The sequence below is a fragment of the Chryseobacterium sp. CS3K3.1 genome (assembly GCF_059515165.1).
Map to the genome: position 1 here is coordinate 66,836 of NZ_JCAKRV010000027.1, position 12,829 is coordinate 79,664.

Consider the following 12,829-nt stretch of genomic DNA (forward strand, 5'->3'; position numbering starts at 1 on the left):
TGATTTTTAAAATTTGTAAGTAACAGATCCCAGCACATTGATTAACTTCTGTGGATTCGCTGTTGTATATCCAATCCAGTAATGCTGACTGGTAAAGTTGTCAACTTTTACTCCAACTCTGAATTTTCTGGCGTCGTAAAACGCATTGGCATTCATTACAAAATACTTAGGAAGAGTGAAAGTAGATACTCTGCTGGTTGCAGGATCTAATTGATTAAATATCTTGTTGGCATTAGCAAAATTTCCTCCTACTCCGAAACCAAGCCCTTTTAAATTTCCATCCAGAAACTGGTAACTTGCGTTAAAATTAGCCAGCCATGGAGAACCTGCTGTAGCAGGTCTTAAGCCTGTAGCCATATCCGTAGTATCATTATAGGAAACACCACCTATTAAAGAGAATCCCTTAATTAAATATGCATTTACTTCCAATTCAACACCCTTACTTTGAATTTCACCTGCCTGAGTTTGTACTGATTTACCTGCCCCGGTATATTGTCCGGTAGCTACCAGCATATTTTTTACTCTGATATCATAATAACTTACGGAAGCATTAATTTTTCCATTGATCAGATTAGCTTTGAAACCTCCTTCAAACTGATTCGCTCTTTCCGGATCCGAAAGGGCTATACTTCCTGCAAGATCGGTGGTAAAATATCCGTTGCTTTTAAAACTGTTCTGATAATTTCCAAAAATCGAAAATTTGTCTTTAATAATCTGGTAAACTACACCAGCCTTAGGAGACCATGCAGATTGATTATAAGGGTCTACGGTGGACATAAAATATTTACCTTCCTCTGCATTATTGTTTTCATATCTAAGCCCCAATACAATGTTTAATCCTGAAAGTGGAGTAAAAACGTTGGAAATATATCCACTGTAAGTATTAAGATCTCCATCACTATCAAAATGCCCAACTTTGTTGGGGTCATTATATAAGTCACCTAATGTAGTTCCGTTAAAACCAGAATAATCACCACCATTAGCCGGTACACTATCAAAATTTCCGCTCGCTAAATAAATATATCTTGATCTGTCTTTTGTTTTCAGATAATCAAAACCAGCTACGGTTCTGTTTCTCATTCCATTCCCGAAAGTGAAGTCAAAGTTAAAATTCTGCTGTATCTGGAAATATGATTTTCTACTATCTCTGGTCGCCTGGTCATTTCTGTCCACAAGAAGATTATTGCTGGCATCTACTCTTGCAGCGAAATAAGGTCCGAAACCATCTGAGTAACTGCTCGAAGAGTTGATGTTGGTAGATGATTTAATATGCTCGTTGATCTTATAATTTACCTGACCGAAGATATTATTTACTCTTGCTGTGGTATAAAGATCATTTCCAATATAAGATTCTTTGTAATTAAGTCCTTTCTTTTCAAGGTCTTTCATATTGTCAATTCCTCCAAGATTACCTGGTGTTAGGTAAAAGAAGAAGGGTTCACCAACCGCTCTGGTGTTGAACATTTCATATTCAACATTGAACTGAAGTTTATCATTTACATTATAAGTTAAAGATGGAGCAAAGGCAAAATAAGTATTTTTAGCATCCGTTTTCTGAAATGTTCCTTCGTTTGTATAAGCTGTATTGATTCTGAAAAGCAGTTTATTATCTTTTGTCAGTGGAGCATTGATGTCGGCTTGTGCTCTGTAAGTATTGTAACTCCCTCCAAAAAGACTTACCTGTCCTTCGAATTTTTCATATGGTTTTTTAGTAATTCTGTTAATTAAACCACCATAAGAAGCAACGTTGCTTCCATATAATGTTCCAGAAGGACCTTTTAAAACCTCCAATCTTTCAATATTAATGGCATCAATGGTAGTTGTAACCGGTGATACTAAGCCGTTTCTCATTGAATTGTTGGAGGGAAAACCTCTTAAAACAACAAAAGAACCTCCATCTCCGGCTCTGCTTGTTGCTGTCCACATTTTTTGGATTCCCGTAACATTTCTGTAAGCATCATCCACTGTAAAAATTGTCTGGTTTTCTAGGACTGATCTGTTAATCGAGGAAAAAACCTGCGGATCTTCAATTGCTTTTAAAGGCATTTTGTTAGAATAGTCACTATCTTTTTTGACATAGGTATTAATAATTACTTCATCAATATTGTTAGTGTTGGCAGAATCCTTTTTCTGAGCAAAAGTTAGCATAGAGCCTAACATTGAAGCACAGATCAGTACATTTTTCATGAAAGTCAAATTTTCTGCAAATATATTATTTTTAACTGTTCTAAATAAATAATTGAATTGATATTTATCATAAAATTATTATATACTGAATAACAAAAAACCGCTATGGCCAATGCCAGAGCGGTTTTTCGGTAATATTGTTATGTTTTTCTTAAGCTGGAATTTCTCCTTTGTATAAGAAAGAAATAATTTCTTTGTTTAATTTATCGATCATTTCACTGAATAAGTGGAAAGATTCCTGCTTATAGATTACCAGTGGATCTTTCTGCTCGTAAACAGCTCCCTGTGATGATCTTCTTAAGTCGTCCATTTCACGAAGGTGAAGCTTCCAGTTTTCATCGATAATCGATAAAGTGATATTCTTTTCAAAATCATTCACTAAACTTTCACACTGAGTATCATATGCTTCTTTAAGATCAGCTACAATAGTCATTGTTTTGTGTCCGTCTGTGAAAGGAACCTGGATCATTTTGAACATTGAACCCTGATTTTGGTACACATTCTCAATGATAGGGAATGATTTTTCTTTCAACAAGTTCAGCTTCATTCTATAGTCTTCCTGAGCTGCTTTGAATAAGATATTCGTTAGATCCTGAACATTTTTATTATTAAAATCATTTTGTGAAACCGGAGATTCCATCGTAAATGTTTTAATGATTTCATATTCAAAATCTTTATAATTTCCTGAAGCTTTTCCTTTCGCAACGATAGAATTAGCTACATCAAAAATCATATTGGTGATGTCATACTTCAAGTGGTCTCCGAAAAGAGCGTTCTTTCTTCTCTTGTAGATTACGTCACGCTGTTTATTCATTACGTCATCATACTCAAGAAGTCTTTTTCTTGTTCCGAAGTTATTTTCTTCTACTTTCTTCTGAGCTCTTTCAATAGACTTGCTGATCATAGAGTGCTGAATTACTTCTCCCTCTTTGTGACCCATTCTGTCCATCATTTTAGCAATTCTTTCAGAACCGAACAAACGCATTAAGTTATCCTCAAGAGACACATAGAACTGAGAACTTCCCGGATCTCCCTGACGTCCCGCTCTACCTCTCAACTGTCTGTCAACACGTCTTGAATCGTGTCTTTCCGTACCGATAATCGCTAAACCTCCTGCATCTTTTACTTCCTTAGAAAGCTTGATATCCGTACCACGACCTGCCATGTTGGTTGCAATGGTTACAACTCCCGGCTGTCCTGCTCCAGCTACAATTTCCGCTTCTTTTTTGTGAAGCTTCGCGTTCAATACCTGGTGTGGGATCTTTCTTAATTGAAGTGCTTTTGATAGTAATTGAGAAATTTCAACAGAAGTAGTACCTACAAGTACAGGTCTTTTCTGTGCTGTTAATTTTTCAATTTCTTCGATGACAGCATTATATTTCTCTCTATTCGTTTTGAAAACCAGGTCTTGTTTGTCATGTCTTAAAATAGGACGGTTGGTAGGAATTACCACAACGTCTAATTTATAGATTTCCCAAAGCTCTCCAGCTTCGGTTTCAGCAGTACCTGTCATCCCCGCAAGCTTGTTGTACATACGGAAATAGTTCTGAAGCGTGATGGTTGCAAAAGTTTGAGTAGCTGCCTCAATTTTTACATTCTCTTTCGCTTCAATAGCCTGGTGAAGACCGTCTGAATAACGACGTCCCTCCATGATACGGCCTGTCTGCTCATCAACGATTTTTACTTCACCATCAATCACCACATACTCATCATCTTTTTCAAATAATGTGTAAGCTTTCAATAGCTGGCTCATGGTGTGAACACGCTCAGATTTTTCAGCAAATTCAGCGAAAAGTTTTTCTTTAGCTTCGAACTCTTCTTCTTTGGAAAGATTTTTAGCTTCTACTTCAGCAATCTCAGTTCCGATATCCGGAAGTACGAAGAAGTTAGGATCAGAGTTTCCTTGAGACATGTATTCAACACCTTTGTCTGTAAGGTCTACCTGATTGTTTTTCTCCTCGATTACGAAGTAAAGATCTTTATCTACAATCGGCATATCACGGTTGTTGTCCTGCATGTATTGCGCTTCAACTTTCTGAAGCAATGCTCTGTTTCCGCTTTCCGATAAAAATTTGATTAATTGTCTGTTTTTTGGAAGACCTCTGTATGCCTGAAGTAATTTGAATCCTCCCTCTTTTGTATTTCCTGCAGCGATTAATTTCTTTGCTTCATTGAAAATAGCAGAAACGGTTTTCTTTTGTACTTCAACAATTCTGTCGATAGAAGGCTTAAGAACATCAAACTCCTGTCTGTCTCCCTGAGGAACCGGACCTGAAATGATCAATGGTGTTCTGGCATCATCTACCAATACAGAGTCCACCTCATCCACGATAGCAAAGTTCAGTTCTCTTTGTACCAGTTCTGAAGGTGATGTCACCATGTTGTCTCTCAGATAATCGAAACCGAATTCGTTATTCGTTCCATAGGTAATATCCGAGTTGTATGCTTTTCTTCTTCCATCAGAGTTCGGCTGGTGGTTATCGATACAATCGATAGACATTCCGTGGAACTGATAAAGAGGACCCATCCATGCCGAGTCTCTTTTTGCAAGATAATCGTTCACGGTTACAACGTGTACCCCTCTTTCAGGAAGTGAATTTAAATAAATAGGTAATGTTCCTACCAAAGTTTTACCTTCACCGGTTGCCATTTCGGCAATTTTACCACTGTGAAGAATAATCCCTCCGATAAACTGAACATCATAGTGGACCATATCCCAAACTACAGGAGTTCCGGCAGCGTCCCATGAGTTTTTCCAAACAGCTGTGTCTCCCTCAATACTAACGAAATCTTTCCCTGCAGCAGCCAGTTCTCTGTCCCAGTCACTAGCCGTTACACGGATTTCTCCATTCTGAGCCCATCTTCTTGCCGTTTCTTTGATCAATGCAAAAGCTTCGGGAAGAATCTGAACCAGAACTTTTTCTTCAATTTCGTAAGATTCTTTCTTTAAAGACTCAATTTTTGAGAAAAGAGCTTCTTTCTCATCAACGTTGGTTGAATTTTTTATCTGCTCTTTTATCTGTTCTATTTGAGCGGTGATCTTGCTGGTTGCAGATTTTATATTCTCTTTAAACTCAGCCGTCTTTTGTCTCAACCCATCATCCGACAATTGTTGGATATTAGGTTCTACTGCTCTGATTTTTGTTACAACTTTTTTTACTTCTTTTAGGTCCTGCGCTTTTTTGTCTCCCAAAAACCCTTTAAGAACTTTGTTTAAAAAACTCATAAATTTTTTGCTTTATGCTTAATGCAAAATGCTTTAAGCGTTTTAAATAACACTTATCGTGTAAATTATATATAAAAAGGGCAAAAAAGCTCTAAGCACGCAGCCTAAAGCTTATCGCTTTATTAATATTCGTCCTCGTTCCAAAGGAAATCCTCGTCAGTAGGATAGTCACTCCATACTTCTTCGATAGATTCATAAATTTCTCCTTCGTCCTCAATAGCCTGAAGGTTTTCTACTACTTCCATTGGTGCACCAGTTCTGATTGCGTAGTCAATAAGCTCTGCTTTTGTCATTGGCCAAGGTGCGTCACTTAGATATGAAGCTAATTCTAATGTCCAGTACATAATTTTCTAATTTTTTGCAAAAGTATAAAAATAGGTTGTATAATAAACTTTTTTATACTTGATTTTCAATTCTTTTTATAATTTTTTCTTATAAATGGTTGTCACAAACTGGCTGGCAGCTGTGTCAGCAATTTACTTATTGTCGTTTTCTCAAAAACCATTCCACAAATTTTTTTATGCCATTTTGGAAGTCTGTGGCCGGATTATACCCTATTAAATCCTTTGCTTTTGTAATATCGGCATTCGTTTTTGTGACATCTCCCGGCTGCATTGGCAGAATTTTTTTGATGGCAGATTTTCCCAATGCCTTTTCAATAGTAGCCACCATTTCAGACAAAGTGATTACCTGGTTTTCACCCAGATTCACAATTTCATAAATTCCTGAATTGTTTTCCAGATAAAGAATAGATTTGGTAATTCCGTCAATGATATCATCTACATAAGTATAGTCTCTGGCCGTATTTCCGTCACCATAGAAAGGGATTTCCTGATTTTCCGAAATAAGCTTTGTAAACTTGTGTATAGCTAGGTCAGGTCTCTGTCTTGGTCCATATACTGTAAAAAACCTGAGTTGGATCATATCTATATGGTATAGATTATGGTAAACATGTCCTATAATTTCTCCGCTCTTCTTGGTAGCAGCATAAGGAGAGATAGGATTGTCTACATTATCTGTTTCCGTAAAGGGAATTTTTTCATTGTTTCCGTAAACACTTGATGAAGACGCACAGATGAATTTTTTAATATGGAAATCCTTACACATTTCCCAAAGATTCATAGTACCCCGTACATTCACTTCTTCATACTCCAGTGGACGTTCAATAGAAGGGCGAACACCGGCAAGTGCCGCAAGATGGATCACCATATCAATATGATGATTCTTAAAGATGTTTTCAAGGTCTTTTAGGTCCCTGATATCCTGCCAATAGAGGGAATATTGGTCAGAATGGGTGAGGGAAACCAAACGCGGAATATCCGTCTCTTTATCCGAGAACTCAAAATCCGAATTTTTACCGATTGACTCCAAAGTATTTTTAATTTTTACCTGATAGTCATAGAAATTATCAAAATTGTCAATGTTTATGACAGAATGTCCATTTCTTAATAATCGTTCAACTAAATGGGAACCGATGAACCCACTACCGCCTGTTACAAGATAAACCATTTGTATTTTTTATGATTACAAAAATATAAATTTTACTTTTGAAAAATATAATCATTAAATTTACTTAAAAAAGTAATATAAATATAATATGCAGTTTCAAGGGCAAATTTTAAAGATGACAAGCTATGATGCTAAACCAATCCAATACTACCTCAATCTTTCCGGGGATCTGATCCACATGAATGAGCTGTTTGGAAAGGAGTTAAGCATAAAACATACAGGATTCCAGTGTGTAAATTGTGGTGAAAATAAACCAGTTTACAGAATGGGCTTCTGCAAAAACTGTTTTTTTGAAAGCCCTTATGCAAGCGATACCATTATCCGCCCGGAACTTTCTACAGCACATTTAGATATTGCAGAGCGTGATCTTGAGGTAGAAAAGCAAATTCAGCTGCAACCACACACTGTTTATCTGGCTTATACAGGAGATGTAAAAGTAGGGGTAACCAGAAATACACAGATTCCTACAAGATGGATTGATCAGGGGGCAACTTTTGCATTGCCTATCGCAAGAACGGAAAACCGTTATGAAGCAGGAATGATAGAAGTAGCTTTAAAAGAACATCTGGCAGATAAAACCAATTGGAGAAAAATGCTGCAGGATGATTTTGAAGGGGAAGTAGACCTTGCCGATTTCCGACAAAAGATAAAAGAATATTTTCCTGATGATTTCCAGAAATTTTACAGCGACGGAGAAGAGCTGTGGATGTTTGATTATCCTTTTGAAAAACCGGAAAAAGTTTCCTCATTTACTTTGGATAAAAAACCTGAGTTTACAGGAAGGCTTACCGGAATTAAAGGACAATATCTTGGATTTGAAGGTGGGAACTTTATCAATGTAAGAGGACATGAGGGGTATGTGATCGAGCTCGAAATAAAAGACAGATTGATATAATTAAGAAAGAACAAATCACAAAATATGAAAAAATGGGTTAAAAGGCTTTTGATAACTTTCGGAATTCTGGCAGTAATTCTTCTCGCCGCGAATTTCGGATTAAATATATGGCTCAAAACCCAGCTTCCGGAGTATATAAAAAAGAATACTGCTTATAAAGTTTCCTATAAAACCCTTGATGTCGATCTGGGAACCGGAAATATCTTCGCAGTCGGGATTACCATCAACAGTAAAAATCCGCAAAATACAGACGTTATTGGTTTGCAGGGAACTATTGATACCTTGAAAATAAGCCGTTTCGGAATTTATGATGCTGTTTTTAATAAAAGAATCAGCTCGTCAGATCTGTTGCTGGCAAAACCTGTTTTAAATGTCATTCTGGCAAAGCCTATTGATCGCAAAACCGGAAAGAAAAGAAATCCGGTTTTATTTGAAAATATCAGGATTAGCAAGGGTAAAATTGCTGTTTTCAGACATACCAAACAGAAATTTCTATCGGTACAGCAATTGGATCTGTATGTAGAAAATTTACAGATGACGGAAGAATCTGTAGAAAATAAACTACCCGTTGTTTTTGACAAATACAGCATTAAAGGACAAAAATTCTTTCTTCGTCCAGATGAAACATATGCGGTTACGATCAGCCGTATCAATACAAGTAACGGGCAGATGGCTGTTGAGAATTTCAGACTGACTCCGCTGCTCTCTTTTGCTCAGTTTAAAAAGTTTTATCCTAAAAAGGCTCAATTATTTGAATTTGCAGTTCCCAAAATGGATTTTACAGATGTCATTTTAAACAAAAATAAAGTTTCACTTACGAATGCAGAATTCCGGAACCCTGTTCTGACAGTCTATAATACAGGAGTAAAGACTAAGAAAGCTGAAAAAAAATCAAATTTTGAAGTTGATTTAAAAAATATAAAGCTGAATAATGCCATAGTAAAGATCACAAAGCCGGATGGAAATAATCTTCTGTCAGTAGGGAATCTTAGTGTAAATATCAATCAGCTGATGTTTAATAAAGAAACTTCTGAACAAATCATTCCGATAGGTTACAAAGATTTTACCATTGCCGGAAGGAATATTGAATATTCCAATGCTCAGAATATTACAATACGAAGTCTTGCGCTGAAGCCTGCAAACGGTGAAATCTGGGACATCGTACTGGCACCAGGGCATCCTGCAGAGAGAAAAGCAGCAGTAGTGTTAAAAACAGATCATATTGCTTTTAATATCAATAAACTGGAATTCGTTGATAAAAAACTTAATGTTGATCTTAAAGATCTTCTTGTAGAAAATGTAAACGGAACCTTTAAAGCAGGTGAAAAACCAGCCAATAAATCTCCTGAACCTGGTATTATTAAATCACTTATTATAAGAAAAACATCTTTAAAAAACTCAAACATTACTTATGATAAAGGAAAACAGCCTTTGACTTTCCACGATCTTAATGCAACGGTAAATAATATTGAATTATCACCTAAACCCAATCAGCCGGGAATGTCCTTCAAAGTGAAAGATTATTATATCACCACCAGAAACCTCGCTTATAAAACTCAGTTTTACAACATGAGCATTGGGCTTCTTAAGTTGAATAAAAATAGGGTGCAGATTAACAATTTTGCCATGAAACCTCTCGTTTCAAGAGCGCAGTTTATCAAAATGATACCTGTTGAGAGAGATCTCTATGATATAAAAGCCGGACAAATTACCGCAGAAGGAGAATGGGATCTGTTTTCTCATAATAAAATGATAAACGCTTCACAGGTAGGCATTGAGTCTGCAAATGCCAATATTTTCAGAAGTAAAATCCCTAAGGACGATCCAAAAATAAAAGCATTATATTCTAAAATGCTGCGTTCCATTAAGATTCCGATGACCATTCATAATCTGGATCTGAAAAACTCTGTCCTGGTCTACGAAGAAGATACTCCCGAAAGTATGGGACCGGGAAAACTGACCTTCAGCAACTTTAATATGAACGTTAAAAACCTGAATTCAGCTAAAATTAAAGGAAAGCCAACAAAAGTGGATATTAACATCAATTGTTCTTTCATGAATCTGTCACCACTTTCTGTCAACTGGAACTTTGACGTTGCAGATAATAATGATAGATTTGCTATTTCCGGAAAAACAACCGGTCTTCCGGCAAATGGAATCAATCCTTTTATCAGGCCTTATCTTCATGTGACAGCTACTGCAGGAACTATTCAGGAAATGCTTTTTAATTTCAAAGGAAACCCGGTTGGATTGCAAGGAACCTTTAATCTTAAACATAAAGACTTAAAAATTGCCGTATTAAATAAGAATAATCATGAGAAAAAAGGTTTTCTGACTGCTGTTGCCAATGTTTTTCTGAGATCGGATTCAGGGCGCTTTCCGGAAGCCGTTACTGTAGAAAATGTGGAACGTGACCCCACAAAGTCTTTCTTTAATCTCTTCTGGAGAGGAATAGAGCAGGGATTGAAGAAAACCCTGATTGGTAAAAATGTTCAAAAAACAGAAAAGAAAGTCAAAGAAGCAGTTTCTTCTGTAAAGGATATGAAACAGTCGGTAAAAGAAATAAAACAGGAAATAAAAAATAAAAAAGAAACTCCCGGTGCGGAAGGAGAGAAAAAAGAAAAGAAAGGCTTCCTGAATAATGTGTTCAGAAAAAAGGAAAAAACTGAAGAATAATTCTTTAAACCATTAAGACAAATCCGTTGGCTGCCAGTCATAACCACTGTACAGTATATTTAATTGAAAACAACCTTAATGGTTTAAAGAAATTAATATGTGATTGAGTTGTTAAAAATTGAATTCATCACTTTCCTGAATAGGGATATCTCTTAAAAACTTATCAAATTCTTCACCTGGATAATTGCTGTCTGCACCATAAGAGTCTATAATCATCCCACGATTTCCTGCATTGTCCTTCACTACATAAAGTACGGCGTTATCATCAGGATTGCTGTCTCCCTCGAAGCGATAAGTTTTTAAAATGACCAGTTCAGAGGGTTGATACACTTTCTCAGAATTTTCAAACTTCATTTCACATTTTTCGTTCATTCTGAACTCCCTATGTATTCCCCTTTCAGAAAGCGTTTTCATCACTTGGCTCAAGGTCGTCATTCTGTCAATGTTTTCTGGATTTTCCATAATAATATTTTTATTTTTAAGTACAATAATTAAACCATTGCTATCCTAAATATAAGAAAAATAGCAGATTGTAATTTTCCTAAAAATAAAGTTGAATGTTAACAAAATTTATAATTAAAAAAAATAAAAGAGGTATGCTTTTTGCAATGGTATCAATAATAAATCAGAGAAAATATGAAAAAAGAAGTTGGAGTTTTACTGGCAGGAGGAGTTGGTCTTTTGGCAGTATTGAGTTTAATAAGCATTAAAAAAATTTTGACTAAAAAAGATAAAAAATATAGTGATTCCTATTCGGATTATCACAGACACTTTGATGAAAAAAATAATGATGATGAAACTCATGGAGTAGAATTATTCGCGCTGAAGTAGTAAAAAAATATATTTAATTATGTTTAAATCCAACGCTTTTGAAAGTGTTGGATTTTTTTGTGGAAAACTTTAATGTTAAAACTCATTATTTTATAAAAATTCCATTCTAATTTTACACCGGAATGCAAAACGAAAATTTCATAAAAGGTCAGGGAGCTCAGCGAAACGTTGTCAATCGTTTCGACAGGTATACCTATGAACCAGAAGATGAAGATTTCGAAACCGTAAAGACTTCTTTTACGGAGGTATTTCCTAAAACCATTGTCAATCAGGTCAAAAGTGAAGACCTTCCAATGGAATATTCGATGAACCCTTATCAAGGATGCGAACATGGCTGTTCTTACTGCTTTGCAAGACCAACCCACGAATACTGGGGCTATAGTGCCGGGGTAGATTTTGAAAGAAAAATCATGGTAAAGAAGAATGCCCCTGAGTTACTGGAGAAATTTTTTCAGAAAAGAGGATACAAAGCTGCCCCGATTCTATTGTCCGGAAACACCGACTGCTATCAGCCGGCGGAAAGACAATTTGAAATTACCAGAAAATTACTGCAGGTATGTCTTGATTATAGACATCCTGTCAATATTCTGACAAAAAATGCCCTGGTATTAAGAGATCTTGATATTTTAAAACCTATGGCAGAACAAAATCTGGTGTCAGTTTCTCTAAGCATTCCAACCATCAACGAAGAATTGAGACGCAAGATGGAGCCGAGAACGAGTTCTGCAAAAAATAAATTAAAAGCAGTCGAAGTCCTTTCCCAAAACAATATTCCCGTACATGTTATGGTAGCGCCCATTATCCCGGGACTCAATAGTGATGAACCTTTAAATATATTGAAAGCCATTTCGGATGCCGGTGCTTTAGGTTTCGGATATACTTTGGTACGCTTAAATGATACCGTAGAACCTGTTTTTGTTAACTGGATTGAAGCCCATTTTCCTGACAGGGCACAAAAAGTTTTAAATCTCATCAGATCCATGCGGGGTGGAAAACTTGGAGATAAAAGATATTTTGAAAGACAAAAAGGAGAGGGAAATATTGCAGAAATGATTCATACCACCTTTAAGATCGGCAGAAAGAAGTTTTTTGAAGGCAAAGAATTTCCAAAGCTTTCCACTGCCAACTTCACGGGAACCCGCGACCAGCAGCTTAGATTGTTTGATTAAGCTTATTTTATATATAGTATAAACTTGTTGCTATTTCTTCAAACCTACTCAGACTCTAGCACTCCAACTCTCCAATTTTCTCAGGAGCTATTTCCTGCTATCCATTCATACTCCTCGCGCCCTCGCACTCCCACGCAGTCAGCCTGAGCAAAGCCGAAGGGCCCCCACACCTAAAACCCATCCACCCTCCGACGCAAGCTGTGGGGTAACCATTACTATCAGGGCTAGGGGAGGAGCTGTAAATGATGAATGATGAATGATGATTTTCGGGGTAGGAGGATACAGTGGCTGAGGTGATTGAGTTTCGGGTTTTTAGGTAGAAAAGGAACATAGGTG

Annotated in this window: 9 protein-coding genes; 4 read left to right on the forward strand and 5 right to left on the reverse strand. The window is 36.5% G+C overall.

Annotated elements, in window-relative coordinates; translation table 11 throughout:
* Positions 1–6 precede the first annotated feature (6 nt).
* The 4 genes from AC5YGI_RS20630 to AC5YGI_RS20645 form a co-directional block, all read right to left on the reverse strand.
* Complete coding sequence (locus AC5YGI_RS20630; RefSeq protein WP_330744673.1) at positions 7–2,187, reverse strand: TonB-dependent siderophore receptor; 2,181 nt, start codon at positions 2,185–2,187, stop codon at positions 7–9.
* A 151-nt stretch (positions 2,188–2,338) separates the two neighbouring features.
* Positions 2,339–5,413: a preprotein translocase subunit SecA gene (secA, locus tag AC5YGI_RS20635; protein ID WP_343641210.1), complete on the reverse strand. Its 3,075-nt coding sequence runs from the start codon at positions 5,411–5,413 to the stop codon at positions 2,339–2,341.
* 122 nt (positions 5,414–5,535) lie between these two features.
* On the reverse strand, positions 5,536–5,757 hold the full coding sequence (locus AC5YGI_RS20640; protein WP_002662059.1) for a DUF2795 domain-containing protein: 222 nt from the start codon (positions 5,755–5,757) through the stop codon (positions 5,536–5,538).
* A gap of 136 nt (positions 5,758–5,893) precedes the next feature.
* Entirely contained in the window at positions 5,894–6,922 is a 1,029-nt protein-coding gene (locus tag AC5YGI_RS20645) for a GDP-mannose 4,6-dehydratase (protein ID WP_454510680.1), read from the reverse strand.
* Positions 6,923–7,010: 88 nt separating this feature from the next.
* Here AC5YGI_RS20645 and AC5YGI_RS20650 point away from each other — a divergent pair, with 88 nt between their 5' ends.
* Both AC5YGI_RS20650 and AC5YGI_RS20655 read left to right on the forward strand, forming a co-directional pair.
* A complete protein-coding gene (locus AC5YGI_RS20650) occupies positions 7,011–7,817 on the forward strand; it encodes a DUF2797 domain-containing protein (protein WP_330744537.1) in 807 nt (268 codons plus the stop codon).
* 24 nt (positions 7,818–7,841) lie between these two features.
* Positions 7,842–10,493: a DUF748 domain-containing protein gene (locus AC5YGI_RS20655; protein WP_330744536.1), complete on the forward strand. Its 2,652-nt coding sequence runs from the start codon at positions 7,842–7,844 to the stop codon at positions 10,491–10,493.
* A gap of 111 nt (positions 10,494–10,604) precedes the next feature.
* Here the strand turns inward: AC5YGI_RS20655 and AC5YGI_RS20660 are convergent, their stop codons facing one another.
* Complete coding sequence (locus AC5YGI_RS20660) at positions 10,605–10,955, reverse strand: hypothetical protein (RefSeq protein WP_110011835.1); 351 nt, start codon at positions 10,953–10,955, stop codon at positions 10,605–10,607.
* 174 nt (positions 10,956–11,129) lie between these two features.
* Between AC5YGI_RS20660 and AC5YGI_RS20665 the strand changes: the two genes are divergently transcribed.
* Entirely contained in the window at positions 11,130–11,324 is a 195-nt protein-coding gene (locus AC5YGI_RS20665) for a hypothetical protein (protein WP_047426218.1), read from the forward strand.
* Between the two features lie 122 nt (positions 11,325–11,446).
* Positions 11,447–12,493, forward strand: a complete 1,047-nt coding sequence (locus AC5YGI_RS20670) for a PA0069 family radical SAM protein (protein ID WP_330744528.1) — start codon at positions 11,447–11,449, stop codon at positions 12,491–12,493.
* Positions 12,494–12,829 lie beyond the last annotated feature (336 nt).

What these genes read in the sequence shown, in the direction of transcription:
- AC5YGI_RS20660 (WP_110011835.1), bottom strand. Translation starts at nt 10,955, where the DNA reads ATGGAAAATCCAGAAAACATTGACAGAATGACGACCTTGAGCCAAGTG.
- AC5YGI_RS20630 (WP_330744673.1), bottom strand. Translation starts at nt 2,187, where the DNA reads ATGAAAAATGTACTGATCTGTGCTTCAATGTTAGGCTCTATGCTAACT.
- AC5YGI_RS20640 (WP_002662059.1), bottom strand. Translation starts at nt 5,757, where the DNA reads ATGTACTGGACATTAGAATTAGCTTCATATCTAAGTGACGCACCTTGG.
- AC5YGI_RS20645 (WP_454510680.1), bottom strand. Translation starts at nt 6,922, where the DNA reads ATGGTTTATCTTGTAACAGGCGGTAGTGGGTTCATCGGTTCCCATTTA.
- AC5YGI_RS20665 (WP_047426218.1), top strand. Translation starts at nt 11,130, where the DNA reads ATGAAAAAAGAAGTTGGAGTTTTACTGGCAGGAGGAGTTGGTCTTTTG.
- AC5YGI_RS20670 (WP_330744528.1), top strand. Translation starts at nt 11,447, where the DNA reads ATGCAAAACGAAAATTTCATAAAAGGTCAGGGAGCTCAGCGAAACGTT.
- secA (WP_343641210.1), bottom strand. Translation starts at nt 5,413, where the DNA reads ATGAGTTTTTTAAACAAAGTTCTTAAAGGGTTTTTGGGAGACAAAAAA.
- AC5YGI_RS20650 (WP_330744537.1), top strand. Translation starts at nt 7,011, where the DNA reads ATGCAGTTTCAAGGGCAAATTTTAAAGATGACAAGCTATGATGCTAAA.
- AC5YGI_RS20655 (WP_330744536.1), top strand. Translation starts at nt 7,842, where the DNA reads ATGAAAAAATGGGTTAAAAGGCTTTTGATAACTTTCGGAATTCTGGCA.